18 protein-coding genes are annotated in these 18,363 nt (G+C 60.7%); 7 read left to right on the forward strand and 11 right to left on the reverse strand.

The annotated features are described in order from the left end of the window. Positions 1-11 precede the first annotated feature (11 nt). Positions 12-344 (reverse strand): GYD domain-containing protein, encoded by a 333-nt coding sequence (locus AB8B20_RS18385; protein ID WP_439074393.1) that lies wholly within the window; start codon positions 342-344, stop codon positions 12-14. Between the two features lie 35 nt (positions 345-379). Then, positions 380-883 (reverse strand): hypothetical protein, encoded by a 504-nt coding sequence (locus AB8B20_RS18390; RefSeq protein ID WP_210269244.1) that lies wholly within the window; start codon positions 881-883, stop codon positions 380-382. A gap of 1,088 nt (positions 884-1,971) precedes the next feature. Between AB8B20_RS18390 and AB8B20_RS18395 the strand changes: the two genes are divergently transcribed. Together AB8B20_RS18395 and AB8B20_RS18400 are read left to right on the forward strand one after the other, a co-directional pair. Next, positions 1,972-2,169, forward strand: coding sequence for a hypothetical protein (locus AB8B20_RS18395; RefSeq protein ID WP_089263559.1), 198 nt, complete (start codon positions 1,972-1,974; stop codon positions 2,167-2,169). A 159-nt stretch (positions 2,170-2,328) separates the two neighbouring features. Next, on the forward strand, positions 2,329-3,531 hold the full coding sequence (locus AB8B20_RS18400; protein WP_439075022.1) for a serine hydrolase domain-containing protein: 1,203 nt from the start codon (positions 2,329-2,331) through the stop codon (positions 3,529-3,531). 11 nt (positions 3,532-3,542) lie between these two features. On the opposite strand, the gene AB8B20_RS18405 is transcribed toward AB8B20_RS18400, so the two are convergent. Next, complete coding sequence (locus AB8B20_RS18405) at positions 3,543-3,935, reverse strand: nitrile hydratase accessory protein (protein WP_439074392.1); 393 nt, start codon at positions 3,933-3,935, stop codon at positions 3,543-3,545. Between the two features lie 244 nt (positions 3,936-4,179). Here AB8B20_RS18405 and AB8B20_RS18410 point away from each other — a divergent pair, with 244 nt between their 5' ends. Both AB8B20_RS18410 and AB8B20_RS18415 read left to right on the forward strand, forming a co-directional pair. Then, complete coding sequence (locus tag AB8B20_RS18410) at positions 4,180-5,826, forward strand: amidohydrolase (protein WP_439074391.1); 1,647 nt, start codon at positions 4,180-4,182, stop codon at positions 5,824-5,826. Positions 5,827-6,457: 631 nt separating this feature from the next. Next, a complete protein-coding gene (locus AB8B20_RS18415) occupies positions 6,458-9,130 on the forward strand; it encodes an autotransporter family protein (protein ID WP_439074390.1) in 2,673 nt (890 codons plus the stop codon). Positions 9,131-9,531: 401 nt separating this feature from the next. On the opposite strand, the gene AB8B20_RS18420 is transcribed toward AB8B20_RS18415, so the two are convergent. Beyond that, positions 9,532-9,750: a DUF3551 domain-containing protein gene (locus tag AB8B20_RS18420; RefSeq protein ID WP_089263548.1), complete on the reverse strand. Its 219-nt coding sequence runs from the start codon at positions 9,748-9,750 to the stop codon at positions 9,532-9,534. A 294-nt stretch (positions 9,751-10,044) separates the two neighbouring features. Beyond that, positions 10,045-10,194: a hypothetical protein gene (locus tag AB8B20_RS18425; RefSeq protein WP_439074389.1), complete on the reverse strand. Its 150-nt coding sequence runs from the start codon at positions 10,192-10,194 to the stop codon at positions 10,045-10,047. Between the two features lie 180 nt (positions 10,195-10,374). Between AB8B20_RS18425 and AB8B20_RS18430 the strand changes: the two genes are divergently transcribed. Both AB8B20_RS18430 and AB8B20_RS18435 read left to right on the forward strand, forming a co-directional pair. Further along, on the forward strand, positions 10,375-10,578 hold the full coding sequence (locus AB8B20_RS18430) for a DUF6894 family protein (RefSeq protein ID WP_120287454.1): 204 nt from the start codon (positions 10,375-10,377) through the stop codon (positions 10,576-10,578). Between the two features lie 207 nt (positions 10,579-10,785). Then, the gene (locus AB8B20_RS18435) at positions 10,786-12,228 is read left to right on the forward strand and encodes an alpha/beta hydrolase (RefSeq protein WP_439074388.1); all 1,443 of its coding nucleotides are present in this window, start codon (positions 10,786-10,788) and stop codon (positions 12,226-12,228) included. A 25-nt stretch (positions 12,229-12,253) separates the two neighbouring features. Here AB8B20_RS18435 and AB8B20_RS18440 read toward each other — a convergent pair whose 3' ends face one another. Next, the gene (locus AB8B20_RS18440; RefSeq protein ID WP_349633092.1) at positions 12,254-12,829 is read right to left on the reverse strand and encodes a DUF992 domain-containing protein; all 576 of its coding nucleotides are present in this window, start codon (positions 12,827-12,829) and stop codon (positions 12,254-12,256) included. A gap of 244 nt (positions 12,830-13,073) precedes the next feature. On the opposite strand from AB8B20_RS18440, the gene AB8B20_RS18445 reads away from it, so the two are divergent. Then, complete coding sequence (locus AB8B20_RS18445; protein ID WP_439074387.1) at positions 13,074-13,607, forward strand: TerB family tellurite resistance protein; 534 nt, start codon at positions 13,074-13,076, stop codon at positions 13,605-13,607. 41 nt (positions 13,608-13,648) lie between these two features. On the opposite strand, the gene AB8B20_RS18450 is transcribed toward AB8B20_RS18445, so the two are convergent. From AB8B20_RS18450 to AB8B20_RS18470, 5 genes are read right to left on the reverse strand one after another with little or no spacing between them, the layout of a single operon-like run. After that, the gene (locus AB8B20_RS18450; protein ID WP_439075020.1) at positions 13,649-15,280 is read right to left on the reverse strand and encodes a proton-conducting transporter transmembrane domain-containing protein; all 1,632 of its coding nucleotides are present in this window, start codon (positions 15,278-15,280) and stop codon (positions 13,649-13,651) included. Then, entirely contained in the window at positions 15,277-16,800 is a 1,524-nt protein-coding gene (locus AB8B20_RS18455) for a complex I subunit 5 family protein (RefSeq protein WP_439074386.1), read from the reverse strand. Before AB8B20_RS18455 ends, AB8B20_RS18450 begins: the two co-directional genes overlap by 4 nt. Beyond that, a complete protein-coding gene (locus tag AB8B20_RS18460; RefSeq protein ID WP_089263542.1) occupies positions 16,800-17,132 on the reverse strand; it encodes an NADH-quinone oxidoreductase subunit K in 333 nt (110 codons plus the stop codon). The genes AB8B20_RS18455 and AB8B20_RS18460 overlap by 1 nt, the downstream gene beginning before the upstream one ends. Beyond that, the gene (locus AB8B20_RS18465; RefSeq protein WP_089263541.1) at positions 17,129-18,070 is read right to left on the reverse strand and encodes a hydrogenase subunit MbhD domain-containing protein; all 942 of its coding nucleotides are present in this window, start codon (positions 18,068-18,070) and stop codon (positions 17,129-17,131) included. The genes AB8B20_RS18460 and AB8B20_RS18465 overlap by 4 nt, the downstream gene beginning before the upstream one ends. Next, the gene (locus AB8B20_RS18470) at positions 18,067-18,360 is read right to left on the reverse strand and encodes a monovalent cation/H(+) antiporter subunit G (protein ID WP_439074385.1); all 294 of its coding nucleotides are present in this window, start codon (positions 18,358-18,360) and stop codon (positions 18,067-18,069) included. The genes AB8B20_RS18465 and AB8B20_RS18470 overlap by 4 nt, the downstream gene beginning before the upstream one ends. Between the last annotated feature and the right edge of the window lie 3 nt (positions 18,361-18,363).

An 18,363-nucleotide genomic window follows, 5' to 3' on the forward strand; every position in this document is an offset into this window, starting at 1 on the left:
GCCACCGATGTCTATCGCGCGGGCCTGTAACCCTTGATGACGGACTCCGACTTCTTCAGAGCCGCCACAAGTTCCGCCCCGGTCATCAATGCAGTCGTCTGGCTGGACTTGATAGCGCCGCCCGCCGCAATCGCGACGGCGATAGCCGCCATGCTCTCGATATCCGGCACATCGGCGATCAGCATCACGTCATATTCGCCCAGGCAATACCAACCTCCGATCAATGTTCCTCCGACAGCCTCCGTCGTCTGCCGTCCAACGGATTCAACGCGGTTCTGCGGATTCTTCATTTGCGCGGCCCATGATTCCGGCGTGTAGGCAGCCTGATACATATAGAGCGGCATGTTCGACCTCCATCAGCCGGGATTGTCCTGACCTTTCACCGGGAGAAGAGCGCGAGCTTCGCCATTTTCACGGCACGGCCTAACTCTATTCGCGCGATGATACCGGCAGCGATCTGCATGGTGGCGCCGATGGCCCAGCTCAAACAGATGATGCCAGCCGTCCTGGGGCGCACGGTTTCACCCAGAATGATACTGGAGACTGACGTGATCGCCGTCACCGATGTGATGAAGGTACCGGCCGCAGTGAGCAGCTCCACCATATCCGCACTGTTGCCCAGCCCGCGCCATAGCGGCAGATGCATGCGGTAATCGGCAGGAACCTGGGGCAGATCGATCCCGAGATAGAAGCCGGTAGCCCCGTAAATGATCATGGCGAACACGACTTCACCCGAACCGATGACCTCGATGAAGCGGCCGACCTCGGCAACGAACAGCCCGCAGGCAGCCCCAACCAAAGCGAGTCCGGTCCGTTCGAGAATGTGCGCCAACCTGCTGAGGGTCGAGCGGGTATGCCACGATGCGCTGGGCTTGATGATCATGTGATCCTCGTCTGCCCATGAGCCTGTCGAGTGGGAGTTTTGAGGTCCGTCCTCCGCAATAACAAGCAGGAGTGCTTACCTAAATCGAGTGGGGTAGCGGTACCTGCTTCGGTGACATGTAAACACACGCTCGCATTCTCGCGACGCTTGCGCGTCCGAGCTATGAGCATTCCTTCGACCCTCTTCGAAAAGAGGGCGTGCGGAACGCTGGGTGCCCGATGCACCCTTGGGCCTGATGCGAATGCGGTCTTCCGCATGGGGTAATGCATCAGGACTTTCGGAAGCACGAGCGATTGCCCAGCGTTCCGCCTGCGGTGTTTTTTCGGTTGCTTGCACTTTGCCTCGACGAACGCTCCGATCGCGAATTAAAGTCCCAAGGCGATGGGAAGGGAGCCTCAAGCGAGTAAGCCGAACGCGTTTTGATTTGGTCGTCCGTCACACTGTCCAGGATTCTTTCCATCCGAAGGTCGGCCGTCTCCTTGCCAGTGGCAGTGCTGGCGTAGATCCGTCCTGCCCGAAGACAGACGTCATCCATGAACCGCGTAACGCCGCATCTCCGGCGTCCACCGCATCCAGCCCCGCGAACGTGACGATCGCGCTCGCCCCTCTCATCGGGGCCGGACGGAGGAGATAATAATCCTTATAGGGATGTTGTCAACAAAGAATAGGAAGAAATGTTTGGGCTGTCTGCCGCCTCCAACTCGTCATTCCCCGGCAAACCAATTGGTTTGCCTGAGGGCGGGAGCGACGTCGCAGACGGCGATCACGCGCCCGGAATCCCGACCTGTTTTGCGCTGAACATCTCGGGATTCCGGGTTCGCGTCCGGCAAGCGCCGGCCGCGCCCCGGAATGACAGCGTGGGGCGAAGCGCTTCGGACTTTGTCCGCCATTCCCCGGCATCGAACAATACGTATGACGCAAATACCGCCAAAGGCGCCAAAACCGCTGGTTTCATAAGTATCCGGCTACGCGACGAAACAAATCTCCGCTTCCACGAAACAATTTTCTACACGGACGCCATCGGCTGGAAACCGGCCGGGACTACACCTCCATGCAACAAGTAGCCGCGTAGACGGCAGGAGGCCGCCATGAACCACTCGATCCACAGCGCAGACCGCAGCACGCATCTGAAGATCGTCGTTGTCGCCCTGGTTGCCGGCATCGCGGTTGCAGGTTTCGGCATTGCCGCCCGCACGGGCACCAGCGACGGCACCCAGACGGCCCGCGTCATCAAGGCCGGTCAGCCGACCGCCCTCACCAGTTCGAACACGACGGCGGTTCGCTGATTGTCGCATCAGGACACCGGACCGGTTTGAGCGTGATGCGCCGGTGATGCCGGCGCACCGCGCGTTTCAACCTTGGTACCCTCGACAGTCCTTCTGCCCTGCCATAGTAAATCCTTGAGCGCATCGGCGCGCCCGAAGATGCAGGACAGACCTTTGACTGTGACAGATGTGGCGCCGGGTGCAGGCGAAGCCAACAGCACCATTCGTCAGGCTTCCGCGACGAGCCCCCAAACTGCAACCGACGCGATCATCAATTCCTATGCCGGCCGATCGATGCCTATCGATCATCTGCGGACCTTCGTCACGCCCGAGATGAATTTCGCGACGCGCACCATCAAGGCGGGCGCACCGGTGCGGCCACTGATCTATAGCAAGCACACGCTGCCTGACTTTCCGATCGTCTCCAATGGCGCGAGTTACGACATCTACGACTATGTTTCGCGCAACCGCGTCGCCGGACTTCTGGTGATGAAGGACGACGAGGTTCTGCTCGAACATTACGATCTCGGTATCGAGGCATCGACACGCTGGCTGTCGATGTCGATGGCGAAATCCTTCAGCACCACACTGATCGGCGCTGCCATCCAGGACGGGTACATCAAGAGCGTCGACGATCCGCTGGTGACTTATCTTCCCGAATTTTCCGGCACCGCCTTCGAGGGTGTCAGCGTGAAGACGCTGATGCAGATGACGTCAGGTGTGCGCTGGAGCGACGATCAGACCGACGCACAGTCCGAACGCCGCAAGCTGCTCGAATTGCAGGTGGCCCAGCAGCCCGGCACCATCATGCGCTACATGGCGGAGCGTCCGCGCGCCGCGGCACCCGGCACGCAATGGTGCTACTCGACCGGCGACACCCATGTGGTCGGCGCGCTGGTGAAGGCGGCCACCGGCAAATGGCTGAGCGATTATCTCTCGGAGAAGATCTGGTCGAAGCTCGGCATGGAGGCCGATGGATGCTGGTGGTTGGAAGCGCCGGGCGGGCTGGAAGTCGCCGGCAGCGGGATGTTTGCCACCCTGCGCGACTATGCACGCTTCGGCCGTTTCATTCTCGATGACGGCGTGATTGATGGAGAGCGCGTGCTGCCGGAAGGCTGGATGCGTGCGGCCGGCGCCGCGCGTGAGATCAACGGCCAGCGCGTCGATTACGGCTATATGTGGTGGATCGTACCGGGCGCGGACGGCTCGCTCGATGACGGCGCTTTCACCGCACGCGGGATATTCGGGCAACTGATGTATATCAATCCCAAGCATCGCGTGATCTGCGCGGTGCTGAGCGCGCGGTCGAAGCCACCGACGATGGTGAACCCGGCGGTGGCGGACAATGCGTTCTTCAATGCGGTGGTGAAGGCGCTGAAGTAATCGCGCGACCGCTAGTCGTGATGCGCAAAATCCGCCGGAGTCAGTTCGATCGGCTGGCCATGCGGCGTGCGATCGGCGGCGTGGTCCCAGGCGTCGCGGTAGCGATGCAGCGTATCCGCCGTAGTCACACCCTTCTCGGCGATCAGATTTTCCAGCGTCGCCAGCCAGTGGCGGTAATAGGTCTCGCCGGTGTCAGCATCGCCGCCTGCCTGGGCGCGCTTGATCTCGGCAGCCAGCGCCGCAGCCCATTCCGTCCAGGTAAACACGCCGCGCTCATGCAGCGTCACGGCCATGGCAAAGGCCTGGGCCTCCCACGGCTCGCGAAACACCGGACCCTCGGCGTCACAGGGGATGCTCGGGATTTCGACCGTCGCACGCGTTGCAGCTTGAGTATTGGTCGTCATCACACCGGCTCCAGACATCAGGCGAATCCTACACCGACGCGCGCCTCACGCAAATCTCGCTGCGTGACGCGCATGGCAGGTGTCTAATTCCTGACCTGCGAGAAAAACTCCAACATAAAGCGCGATATGCGGCGCGTTGCCCCGTCTGCAGGCTCACACTGCACAATCTGCGATCTTGCTCCGCTGAATAATTTTGGCGTACCCGTCGCTGCACTCGATCCCGTGAATAAAAGGTAGACTTAAGATGGAAAAGCCAAGCCTCATCCTGACCGGAGGACGCGTGTTCTGTGGTCTCAACGAGGGCTTTGTCGAAGCCATCGCGATCGCATCGGGACGCGTGCTGGCGACCGGCTCGGCCGAGACAATCGCCGAGCTTGCCGGGCCGGATACGCGCATCATCGAACTCGCCGGCCGCACCGCCATCCCCGGCCTGAACGATGCGCATATGCATCTGCTGCCGCTCGGCCTGACCATGACCGAAATCAATCTGCGGCCGGAAACCGGCGCCAACTCGATCGGCGAAATCCTGCGCCGCGTCGCCGAGAAGGCCAAGACGGCCAAGCCCGGCGAATGGATCAATGGCCGCGGCTATGACCATTACGAGCTCGCGGAAAAGCGACACCCCACTGCCGAAGAGCTCGATCAGGTTGCGCCGAACAATCCGGTCTATCTCAAGCGGACCTGCGGCCATGTCGCCGTGATCAATACGCAGGCGATGCGCGCGGCCGGCATCGGCCACAACACGCCGCAGCCCGATGGCGGCATGATCGAACGCCGCGACAACAAGCTGACCGGCCTGCTCGCCGAACGCGCGCTGCGCCTGATCGTCGACGCCGCGCCGAAGCCCAGCGCCGAACGCCTGCGCGATGCGATCGACCGCGCCGGCCGCTTCATGGTGTCACAGGGCTTCACCAGCGTGATGGACGCCGCGGTCGGCATGGCCGCGGGCATGGATGAGATCGACGCCTACGAGCATCTTGCGAAATCGAATACGCTGCCGATCCGCACCTGGGTCTGTATCTATGGCAACACCGACGGCATCGGCGATCAGGCACATGCTGCAGGTTATCGCTTCGGCCGCGAGGTCGGCATGCTGCGCTATGGCGCGATGAAAGTGTTTGGCGACGGCAGCGCCGGCGGCCTCACCGCTGCGATGTCCGAGCCCTATCTGGTTGGCGATCCCGAGAACCGCGGTATCTTCTGCTACACCGACAAGGAAATGCACGACTATCTCGCGCATTATCACAGCCTCGGCTACCAGCTCGCCATCCACGCCATCGGCGATGCCGCCATCGAGCAAGTGCTGTCAGGAATCGAGAAAGCAGGTACGGCGGACAATCCGATCCTCGGCCGCCGCCATCGCATCGAACATTGCGGCTTCCTCAGCGACAGCCAGATCGCGCGCATGGCAGCCGCGGGCATCGACCCGGTGCCGCAGCCGATCTTCATGTATGAATTCGGCGATCTCTACATCACCAATCTCGGCCAAGCGCGCACCGACGTGGCCTATCCCATGCGCAAGTGGTTCGACGCAGGTCTGCATCCGGCAGCTAGCTCGGACGCGCCGGTGTCCACCACCGATCCGTTCAAGAACCTGTTCACGATGACGACGCGCATGTCCAACCGCCATACATTGCTCGGCGAAGGGCAGAAGCTGTCGATGGCGGAAGCGATCCACGCCTACACCTATTTCGGCGCCTATACGCAATTCGCCGAAGATCGCATGGGCCGTCTGGTGCCGGGCCAGCTCGCGGATATCGCCGTGCTCAGCCACGACGTCTTCACCTGCGCGCCCGAGGAAGTCGAGAAAGACACTCGCTGCGATCTCACCATTCTCGGTGGCGACGTCGTCTTCGACAGGCTGGGTCAGGTTGCAGTCGCGGCGGAATAGAGAGCGCGAAATGCTGCGCTGGGCAATCCAGCGCATTCTTCTTGCGATCCCGATTCTGGTCTATGGGTATGTGGTCGGCTGGTCCTGATGCAGGTCATGCCGACCAGGGCGGATCTCGACATCAAGCTGCAGCGCCAAACGCGTACGGGAGACGTCGTCATAACGATCACGATCTTTAATTGCCCCGACATTCAGGGTTTCCCCCAATAGCAATACGCGCAGCAATCGAGATGATTGCCTCTCTGATTTTTCGGCTGAGATTCGCTGAGGCCCAAGTCGCCCAACGAAGACCGCCTGGTGATCGGAGAAGTCATCATGCGAAAATGCTTAGGGACGACCGCGCTCAGTCTGGTTGTTATTTCAGTATCAGATCTGCTGGATTGCTGCACTGCAAATGCCCAGCAGGTCGTCGCGAATGGTACAACGCAGAACGCGAGTGGGACGATCAACACGGGTGTGTTGACGCCCACGGCAGGCTACGGGCTCTACGCACTTAACAACGGCATCATCGATAGCTTCAGCCCGCTGAGTGTGATCACGGGGGGCTCAGCCTCCCACGCGGCATACGCAGAGCGGCGGCAGTATCACGCTCTTCAGCGGCTCGTCCGTTTCGACCACCGGCGGAGGCGGAGTGGGTCTGTTCGCAACGGGGATCAACTCGATCGTCAATGCGACCGACACCACCGTCTTCACGACAGGTAGCAACGCCTACGGCGTCGAAGCGGCACAGGGCGGGACCGTAAACCTTGCCGGCGTTTCGGTCACGACAGCTGGCAGTATGGCCTATGGTCTTTTTGCCACCCAAGCCAACGCGATGATAAGCGCGACCAACGTGACCATCAACACGACCGGGGGCGCTGGCTACGGAGCGCGGGCGAATGCAGCTGGGCATATCGCTCTCAATGGAGGCTCGATCACAACCACCGGCAGCGGCGCCGACGCCCTCCTCACCATCGACAGCACCGCCACGATTGATGCGGCAAATATCATTATCCGCACAAGTGGCCCAACGGCCAGCGGCGCTAACGGGTTTTACGGAAGCATGACACTCGACAATCTTGCGGTCACGACGATTGGCGACAACTCGCACGGAGCCAGGGCCGACAATGCCGGCTCCGTCGCAGTCACAGGAGGGACGTTCACAACCTTCGGAGCCTCATCGTTCGGCCTGCTGGCGACATTGGGAAGTACGTTGACTGCAACCAACGCCACGGTGGTCACGAGCGGGGCCAGCGGAATTGGCGCAAGCGCGCAATTTGGCGGCCAGCTCATCTTGAACGGCGGAACGGTCACAACCACAGGCGCATCGGCGGCAGGTCTTTTTTCGGTCGGGTTGCTTTCGACTCTATCGGCCACGCCGGCGGTTCCGACAGCACTCATATTGCTCGACGATGCCGCAACGCCTTCTGCCAGTCCAACCGGCTCAACTCTCACTGCGAACGGAGTGACAGTCAGAACATCCGGAACTGGATCTCATGGTGCTAGCGTCCGCGGCGGAAGCAGCCTTGCGCTGAACAACAGCACCCTGACCGTTTCCGGTGCGGGCGGCGCCGCGCTGTACTCCTCTGCCTACGACACGGGGGTCAGTATTGCGCAGATTTCAAACAGCACACTCAGTTCAGCCCAGGGCGCAGGTATCCGGACCTCCGGCACGACGCTAAATGCAACATTCCTTGGTTCCTCCCTCGCCGGAAATCCAAATCTCCTGGAAGTCGTTGCCAATGGCACGCTGAACTTGATAGCAGCATCTTCGACACTTACCGGCGCCGCGGCGACGGACGCGGGAAGCGCGTCGAATTTGACGTTGCAAAATGCAACGACGTGGAAGGTGACCGGCAACTCCAACGTTTCCAATCTTAGCAACACGTCGAGCTTGATCGATTTTGCACCGTCGTCGGGCGGAGCGTTCAAGACGCTGAGCGCCATCAACTATACGGGCGTCGGCGGAACCATCGGATTGAATACGTTCCTCGACACGGATGGTGCGCCATCCGACAGGCTCTCGATCAACGGCGGGACCGCAACGGGTGATACGTCGTTGCGCGTGACAAACGCAGGTGGCGGCGGTGAGCTGACTGTTGGCAACGGCATCCTTGTCGTCGACACGACCAACGGCGGCACGACGACGCCGGCTGCATTCAAGCTCGCTGGACCGGTCGTGGCTGGCCCCTTCGAATATACACTCCATCGCAGCAGTGTAGATGGTAGCAACTCGCAAGCATGGTATCTCCGCTCGACGCTCGATTGTAGTCTGGCCCCCAACGCAGCGGTATGCCCGTCGCCGCCGGGACCAGCACCGCAACCACCGGTGCCGAACTTCCGGCCGGAGACCTCCCTTTATGCTGCGGTGCCTGCGATGGCCCTGCTCTACGGACGGAACCTCCTTGATACGTTCCACGAGCGCGCAGGCAACCGGGAGGGCGTTGGTGGACGCACTGAGCCGAACGCCGATGCGCCCTTCATCGGAGGCTGGGGCCGCTTTATCGGCATGACCGGGCGGCGCGACGGGGACGCGCGCGGCATTTACGGCACCGGTCCGCAGTACACATATAATTTCCTTGGCCTTCAGGCTGGCCAAGACTTTGTGCGCCGCGAACACAGCAACGGCAGCCGGGATCATCTCGGTTTATATTTTGCTCTCGGCGGGGCCTACGGGCGAGTTACTCATTATGACGGCATCACCGGCGAAAGTGACGTCAAGGGCTACACTCTCGGCGGTTATTGGACTCACTTTGGCGCGACTGGTTGGTATTTCGACACTGTGCTGCAGGGCACCTGGTACGACGTGACCAGCAACGCCAATCGTGGTCTAACCTCGCTTACCACCGACGGGACGGGTATCGGCGGATCAGTCGAGGCAGGCTATCCGATCAATTTGCGCCACGGATTTTTCATCGAGCCGCAGGTCCAGGTCGCCTATCAGGCGATTGATCTCGCCGGTAGCCGTGACGTCGGCGCCCAGGTTCGCTTCGATAAAGTTGATTCGTTAGCAAGCCGGATCGGCGCTCGTATTGGCCGTAGTTGGAACATCGGTGGCGATGCGATCCGCCGTCACTTGACTGCGTGGATCCGTCCAAGCCTCTGGCACGAATTTCGCGGAAATCCCCTGACCGAATTTTCGTCCGATACCGGCTTCACCCCTTTCCAGGCCACACTCAATGGCACGTGGGGCGAATTGAACGCCGGCGTCAGCGGCCAGGTGACCTCGAATGCCACTCTGTTCGCCAGTGTTTCGTATCAATCTCGCTTCGAAGGAAAGAGCTACGCATACAACGGCAAGTTTGGAGCCAGTTTTAGTTGGTGAATATTCGACGGCTGACTCCGAGAGTCCGACTCATCATGAGTGAAGGACGATGGATGTTTGTGCTCCGCTCCCGGCGATCAGACTGTTCATGAGATCGCGGAGTACCACTCGCCGCCTGAGTTGCTGGTTTACTGGGGAAATGTCGCCGGCAAGGGTCGCCTCCTCATTGGAGGGCATTTCCGCCTCCCATCGCCGGCGAGACGATCACGCAGGTCCAACCAAAGATCGAGTTAGTTTTCGCGCGCTTCTGCTGTGACGCAGAACGCTGATGTCGCCGACCAGGGCGGAGGGCTCACAGACCTACGCGGCCTCCGTCGGAGGCCGCCGCTTCGTTTGTATATGGAGACTCCGTTGATCGGCGACGGGTCAATGGAGCGCCATTTCAATGACGACAAGGCGCCCTAACGGACGCGCTTGCGACAGGAGGCACCTGTTCCGCTGACCGCTGCACGGCATTGGTCGATCGTGTCATAACTACAATCGGTGCCCCGCGACTGTGATTTGGCGCACCACGCCCTCCCCTTGGCTTCGCTCTGCGTGGTGACGAATACCATGCTCGCGCTCGCCACGATCGTGGAAACAAGCAGGGACAATAAGAAACGCTTCTTCAGGTTCTGCATCGCATCCTCCTTTTCAATCGTCGGAATAATGGATGACGCGATTGCATCACGATATCGGGTGTTGACCTGATCCGAGCCGCGGAATCACCCCTGCGATCACGGCGAAAGATCGTGATGCGCTGGAATGGCTATCGCAGGCGCAACGGTGCAATCGTATCGCTCACCTGCAATAGCGATGCGATACCGGGTGGGATCTTCCGCTCGATGTGCGGACCCAGCAACGACCATGACGCCAGTAATACCGGTTATGCCAATGCCGCCTGTGACTCCCCACGGCCGCTCCGGTGGCAGCGCCTATGGCCGCGCCGCGTCGCCCACCGACGGCGCCGCCAATGATGGCACCGGACACTGCGCCGCGTCCTGCTGCGCTTTGGCAAGCGCATCCGCCAGCGGAACCACTGCAGATAGCGCGAGTAGAACGAGCAAGGCTGAGATCCTTCGCATGCGTAACTCCCTGACAATTGATGCTGTGGCCCCCGCACGCGTTCCGATTTGAAATGCACATCCAGAACCATGGCTATCGGGGAAAACCCTTGGTCGGTGCACATGACGCGCCATCGTATGTGTCAGCGCCTTACTAATTATTCACTGGGACACGCGGCTCTTCCGAATTATTGGAGCGCGATGCGATACTTTTTCCATATCCTGGACGGGCCGAAAGTTTTTCCCGATGAGGTCGGAAGCCGCCTTTCAAATCCGAAGCTTGCGATCACGCAAGCGCGCGCCCTTGCTACGGAACTAGGCAAGGCCGGCGCGCTTTGCGGGTCCCATCTGGTGTTCGTTCTTGACGAGAACGGCAACCGGATCTTCGGCTGCCGGGCTAACTGACGGCTTCGCATATGGTTGCCATCGCATACGCGGATCGGGACATCGCCGAAGAAGTTACCGAGTATCAGGGTAAAGCCCGATACCCGCTCAGGTGCTTTCCCCTATATCTCCCGTCGCGCTTCAGATTTTCCGGACTATCCTGCACCACGTCGTCATTTACGGGGTTCGGTCGTGCGGGCCAGAATCTTCAGATTTGCAAAGATCCTGATGGCGTTTTTCGGCATCGCGCTGATGACGATCTTCGCTGTCCGCATCTACGATTCGCAGCGCGGACTGCCACTCGAGACATGGCATACCTACGTTCCGCATGAGCTCCATGCGAGCAAGCTGGATACTGCCGACTGGGCGCAATACATGGCGGCCGAGGCGGAGCTTTTCGACGAAGTTCAGCGCGAGGTATCGCAGAAGCTCGATGCGACAGAACGCGTGCCACCCAATCGATATTTTGAAGGCAGCCCGGTCTATCCCCCGCATTTCGTGCAGGATTTCAACCGCTCCTTTGTGCTGGAGCCGAAGGGGAAGCCGGTCGGAGCGGTCGTGCTCCTTCATGGCCTGACGGATTCACCCTATAGCCAACGCCATATTGCGCGTTTCTACCGCGATCAAGGCTTCCTGGCGATCGTACCAAGGCTGCCGGCACATGGCACGGTTCCGGCCGCACTGACCGACGTCGAGTGGGAAGACTGGTTGGCTGCAACGCGGCTCGCGGTGCGGGAAGTAAAGAAGCGTATGGATTCGTCTGTGCCGCTGCATTTGGTGGGATTTTCCAATGGCGGTGCACTGGCCATCATGTATGCGCTGGATACCATCGACGACGAAAAGCTGTCGCGACCCGACCGCCTGATACTGATCTCGCCGATGGTCGGCATCACCAGTTTTGCACGCTTTGCCGGCCTCGCGGGATTTCCGGCAATTCTGCCCGCCTTCGCCAAGGCCGCATGGCTCGACGTCGTTCCGGAGTTCAATCCCTTCAAGTACAATTCATTCCCGGTGAACGGCGCGCGTCAATCGCATCTTCTGACCAGGGCTCTGCAACGGAGACTCGCGCGCTATGCGAGCGAAGGAAGACTGAGCCGGTTTCCACCCATCCTGACATTCCAGTCGCTGATGGATTTCACCGTCAGTACGCGGGCCATCGTCTCCGACCTTTATGCCCATCTGCCTGCCAATGGGAGCGAACTCGTCCTGTTCGACGTCAACCGCACCGCCAGATTTGGCCCGCTGCTCCGCACCAGCACCGATACCGCGCTGGCACGCATTGTACCTGCCGGCCCGCGGCGCTACCGCCTCGCCGTCATTACCAATTCCGGTGACAATAATGACGACGTGATCGAGCGTGTGACCGAGGCCGGCACCGTCGACGAGCATTCCCGCCCGCTCGGCCTGAACTATCCACGGGGCTTCTATTCGCTGTCACACGTGGCGCTGCCATTTCCGGTCAGCGATTCTCTCTATGGGGCGGAGCCGGACAAGTCCGAAGATTTTGGCGAGAACCTCGGTACCCTGGCGCCGCGCGGCGAACGCAATGTACTGATCGCCAGCCTCGACTCGCTGATGCGGGCGTCATCAAACCCGTTCTTCCCCTATATGGTCGGCCGGATCGGTGAGAGCATTCTCACCCCCGCAAAGACCGCTCAACCCGCCCGATAAAGCGATGACCGATGATAAATGCCGACTATCGAAGAACGAGATTGGATATGCCCAGTGCCAGATTCAATCCGATCTGGCCCTCGACAGAGAGCGGCTGCAGCGTGATCGTACGGCGTGATCCGCCGACGAGGACATTGGCGCCAAGACCCAGGCCGATGGCAACATTTCCGCTTGCCCCGACATAGCTGCCTCGCAACGTGCCGCGGCCGATATTACTGTTGCGCGCAAAGACACCCCAGAACAGCGTTCCTCCGCGCGTTACGCCGACATCGAGGCCAACCCGCCTGATCGTGCCTCTGTAGCTATATTGCCGCGCAGCCACAGTGGACAGGAAGACACATTGCATCTCCTGGCGTGAACCAAGAACCAGCCCGACTCTCGGGCCGGTGCTGCATGTCAGTCCGCCAACGCGGAAAAGCTGTTGCGCATGAGCCGGTGCGGATAGCATCTGCGGGATCAGGAAGGCGCATGCCACGGTCAATATGCGAATGCTGAACATTTGCTTCCCTCTCGAAACCGCGACAAAATAACCAGGCTTCTGCCGGACGAGGCTAGCCGTCAGCACGCAATAGTTAATCGGGAAAAACCCTGAAGAGGTCATGATGAGTACCCGGATTGCCGGGGAACATTGATCTGGATTCAGGTACGCGCAGCAACGCCTGTCCCCGCGGAAAATTCCAGGTCATGCGCAGAGGCCGGAGCGCCACAACTACGGCTGCTTTGCCTCGCTTTTGGCCGAATCCGGAAACTTTAAAATTCGGTAAGAAAGTGGCGGCGCCGATGGACAAACGCCATCTTCAGCTCAGGCGACCGCTCCTGAAAGTTCCCAGATATCGCGGGCCCGGATGGCCGGCCGCAAGAGCGCCGTCGTCGTTGTCTCTGAAGAGAATGGTCGGGTGATGTTTGGATCAATCAAGGCGTTCATCTCGCGTGCGATGGAAGACGCCAATCAACGGAAAAACGTCGAGCAGAGAGAGCTTCTCATCGTGACCGCGGCATTGCTCATCCGCGTTGCCACCGTCCATAGCGAGCTATCGAATATCAGGCGCGCCAGATTGCATGCTATTTTCAAATCGCATTATGGGCTGGATGACGCGGCTACGGTTCAGCTTCTCGTTGATGCAGATGCAGTCGCTCGTAGCGCGGTCGATCTTTATCGCTTTACCCGGCAACTCAACGAGTTGCTCGATGACGATGGACGTCGACGGATCGTTCAACTGATGTGGGAGATCGTTTACGCGGATCAGCGGGTCAACGAATTTGAAGAGAATCTGATCTGGCGTACGGCAGACCTTCTGGGTGTATCGTCCCGGCAGCGTGTCGAGCTTCGACAGCGCGTCGTCGCCGGCATAAAGAATTTGGCCGCGATGTCAGCCTGACGCGATCAGGTGCATCCTAGAGATGCCGATCTTCGGCATGCTCACTGGGCCAACAGTGCCGCTCCGAGAGCCAGGGTTAGTGCGAGCAGTGAAATTCCAGCCACATGCCATTGGCGAAGCGTGCCTTCCGCTTGCTCGATGGTCCTGCCCCAGGCTGGAGCGATCTTCACACACCTGTCCAGAACGACGACGATATCTCCCTCGGGAATATGCGGCAGCCGTCGCACCCAGCGCCACAGCACTGCGGCCAGTATGGCCCCCAACAAAACTGGAAGCAGGGCTTTCCATAGCAGTTCGGGCGCCAAAGGATTGGGCAACATTCCTTCGGGGACCGCGAGGAATAGCGCCCATGGTACGATGAGCGACGCTACGGCGGTCGACAGCCATGGCCAGAACAGGCTCGGCGCCGCTGTCGCCTCGTATTCCGTTGATGCCGTCGTCACAAGACCTCGTACGAACTGCAGCATGAGCAGCGTCGTGCCGACGGCAGACAGCGTTGCAACCGTATTGGCGGCCCCATCCCCGAGCGGTCCGTCGACCACGATTTTTGCCAGGGCACCGCCGGTCAGCGGGAGACCGCCAAGGCCGACGGCAATGATCGCCACAGGGAGAAGGATGGGCAACAGATATCGGCGACCGGTCGCGGCGATCACGCCGACGGAGAGAAACAGCGCGCCTTTGACCAGAACGTGGTTCGCAGAATAGAAGATCGCCGCCAGTGCAGCGCGACCATCTCCGGCGATCATGCCCATACCGATGACGGCCACGATGAATCCCATCTGGCTGACGCTGGAATAGGCCAGCACCACCTTGGGCCTGCGTTGCGTCATTCCAATCACCACCCCGTAAAGCGCCGCGAACAGGCCGGCAGCCGCGAGTAACGTCCCTGCATGGGGCAATGCTGTATCGAGGGGGAGAAAGCGGATCATTCCAAGGATGCTTGCCTTGACGGCTGCGCCACTCAGCACTGCGGCTGCCGGCGTCGGCGCTGCCGCATATGCCCGCGGCATCCAGACATGAAACGGAACAAGGCCTGCCTTCATGCCAAAACCTGCGATCAACAGGCCGATGATCAGGTCGCGGTGCGGCGACGTCGGGAGTGCGGCGGCGGCATCGCCGATCAACAGCCCATCGCCGGGAATGTCCATCGCGAGCAGCACGAAGGCGATGAGCAGCAATGTCTCCGCCAGCAATCCAAGGCCGATATAGAGCGCGCCGGCCCGCCACGCATCGGCTGTTTCGTGCTGGATGATGAGGCCGCAGGCGCCGAGCGTCAGCATCGCCAAAAACAAATAGAAACCCACCATGTCGGCAGCGAGAAAGACACCGATGCAACCCGTCAGTGCGGTGAGCCAGCACACGGCGAACCGCCCGCGGTTCGGCCTGCCCTGCAGATACGGTGACGCATAAGCCCCGGCCATGATCCATAGCAGCGCGGCAACACCGAGTAGCAGTGCCCCGGGGAGATCAAGAGCGAAAGTCAAATGCAGGCGGGCCGGGCCGACGACAAGCGGGGAATCGTCGGAGACAAGAAGCACGGCCACAAATGCGGGAATCGGAGCAAACGCCAGATATGAAGGCATTCGCAGCAATGCCATTGGCCAGAGGCAGGCCAGCAGCATCCCGAGCGGAAACAGCAAGGCGAAAGCCAGCAAGGGATAAGCCTCTATCATCGTAGCCAAGCCATCGGCGCCTCCGGACGACCAACTTGCAATACATCGATCGGGCCGAGCGCCACGAGCCCCAGCAATACCGAAAGAAGCGCCAGCCCCAGCGCCGCCACTTCCTGATACTTCGGCACCGCGGCGCGCAGTATCAGTGGCGCGCTTGGTCGGCCCATCGCACGCGACAGAACGATGAAGATATATGCGCTCGTCAGCAGCCCTCCTGCGATGATCACGATTGCCCACCACCATTGCGCTGTTGCGATCGTCGCCTCCAGCAACAGCCACTTGGCCAGAAAGCCACCCGTTGGCGGCAACCCGATGAGGCATAGGCCACCGAGGCCGAAGGCGAACATCGTCATGGGAAGTGCGCGCGAGATCCCGCCAAGCTCCGAGATCTGGTCATGTCCAAGCGCGGCATAGACAAGTCCGGCAGCCATGAACATGGCTGCTTTGGCGGTCGCGTGCGAGATGGCCTGGAGCATGCCTCCCGTCAGGGCATCGCCATACTGGAGATGCAACGGGTCGGCAGCGAGCGGAAACATCAGAAACAGATAGCCGATCTGCGCGACCGTCGAATAGGCGATCAGCAATTTGAGCCGTCGCTGGCGTAGCGCAACGACATTGCCGCATATGATCGCCGACGCCCCCAGTGCCCCAATGAGTTGGCTGCCGGCCACGTTCAGCAGTCCCGGCATGGCATCGAACCAGAGCCGCACGACGAGAAAGAATGATCCCTTCACCACGACGGCCGACAGAACCGCGCTTGCCGCCGCGGGTGCGCCGGCATGCGCCGGGGGAAGCCAGAGATGCAGTGGAAAGAGCGCAGTTTTGGCGAACAGCCCCACCGTCATCAGCGTCGCGGCAGCGAGCGTCGCCGGCTCAATCTGCACGCGTTGCGACATCAGGACGATGTCGAGGGTCCCGTAGCTGCCATACAGCAAGGCCGTTCCGACCAGATAGAGGATCGAGCCCAGCAGCGCGAAGAGCAGATAGCGCAATGCCGCCTGCAAGGTCTCTGCGCGGCCATCGAGACAGACCAGCGGCACCGCAGCGAAGGTCAGCAGCTCGAGCGCAACGTAGAGTGTGAACAGATCGCCGCCGAGAAAGATCATGTTCATCGCGCCCGAGATCGCCATGAGCATGACCCAGAATACCATCGGCGCGCGGGTTTCAGCGGACGCTGCGCGACTGTCGAAATTCGCATGCGCAAACACGCCGATGAGACAGATCACGATGGCCATGGCCACCATCATCGCGACTGAAAGTCCGTCGGCGCGCAGCGTGATGCCGAGCGGGGGCTTCCAATTACCCACAACGTAGCTCAGCGACTTTTCGCTTTGCCATACTTTCAGGAAGACAATGCATGCCACGCTGAGACTGGCGGGCAACAGAAGCGCGGCAATTCTTCCGGCGTGCCGCCCGCCAAGGACAAACGACAGCAGGATGCCGACAACCGGCAATACGATGGCCAGAACAAGAAGCGCCCCGCCGGCAGTTGTCGCCTCAAGCGCCGTTGCAGCCGGCATCAGGATTTTTCCTCGGCGGTTTCAGAACTGTCGGAACCGATCGAGGCGCGGTCGGTCTCATCCCAAAGACGCTGCACGAGCGCGATAGCCATGGCCGTCGCCGCGAAGGCGACGACAATTGCGGTGATCACCATCGCCTGAGGGACCGGGTCACCGCCGAGCCCGGCCGCCGCCGCCCGCCTAGCGATAATGCCGAACAGCAGAAACACTCCGCTCCCAAGCAAATTGAATGCGAGGATCTTGCGTAGCGGTTCGGGATTCGTGATGAACCCGTACAGTCCGATGCCCACCAGTGCTGCGCCACACAAGCCGAACAGCGTTGCCGCGTTCATTGCTGCTGCGCCCGTACCGGCGGTCCTGCGGCCAGCATGCCAAGCGCCACAGCGATCGACAGCGTGAGAGCGGCCTCCACGACGACAATCAGCGGTTTGGCGTAGCCCGCCGGGTAAGCCAGAAATGCGTCGGCAAATACCCATCCAGCCAGGCCAATGACAAGGAACAGCACGGGTCCGGTGACAAGCAGAACACGTAGCCAGAGCCGACCGATCGCAGGGGCCCGCTGTAATCCCGCGACAATGACAAGTAGCCACATCGCGGCCAGCACCGTGCCGCCCTGAAAGGCACCACCAGCATCCTTCGCTCCGACCCAGCACATATAGATTCCGAACACGATTCCCACCGGCGGCAAAAGCTGAGCGAGAAAGATCAATGTAGGATCGGGCTTTGCGTAAACCTGCAAGCCGGGCATTCCACCCCAGGCATGATCCGGCGCCAGCGACCAGACCCCGAGCAAAGCGAGCAGCAGAACCACCTTTTCGAGCAGTGTGTCGAGCGCGCGGAACACGAACAGCACGCCGGCGACGGGGTTGCCGAGACCACTTTGCGGCAGGTTTTCCATCACCATCGGTGCGAGCGTCGGAACGGGCGCCGGCGGATGGAGAATGGGAATGGCAAGACCCGCCACGACCAGCGCACACAATGCACCTGCGGCAAGGCGCAGCGGATAACCAACCCTTACACTGTCGACATTCACGGACCGGGAACGCGCGACGGCGCCGAGCAGCAACAGGCCGGTCATGCCGCCGCCGATCGCGGCCTCTGTCAGCGCCACATCAACGGCGTGGAGCCGGACCCATGCCATGGACAAGAGCAGCCCATAGACAACGAACATGACAACTGCAGCAAACGCCGTGCGCACAAGGATGGCCGAAGCACCGATCGTCAGGATCAGCGCAACGAGAGCAATATCGAAGACGGAGGCGATGCTCATCCGTCCGCTCCGTGGTGGCGTACCGCACCGGCGATCAATTGGGTGACGACCGCCCCGGACAACTGGACGAGCAGCCAGACGATCACCAATTTGACCGCGAACAGCAGGCTACTCGTCTGCGGCAGCAACCCCAGAACGATCAGGCCAAGACCGAGATTATCAACCTTGGTCAGGGCGTGCAGACGCGTCAGCGTATCCGGGAAACGCAACAGACCCACCGTGCCCGCAAGGAAGAACAGCGCTCCTGCGGAGACCGCGCAAATGGTCAGGATATCCATGACGAAGCTCATGCG

This window comes from Tardiphaga sp. 866_E4_N1_4, from assembly GCF_052076075.1.
Taxonomy (GTDB): Bacteria; Pseudomonadota; Alphaproteobacteria; order Rhizobiales; family Xanthobacteraceae; genus Tardiphaga; species Tardiphaga robiniae.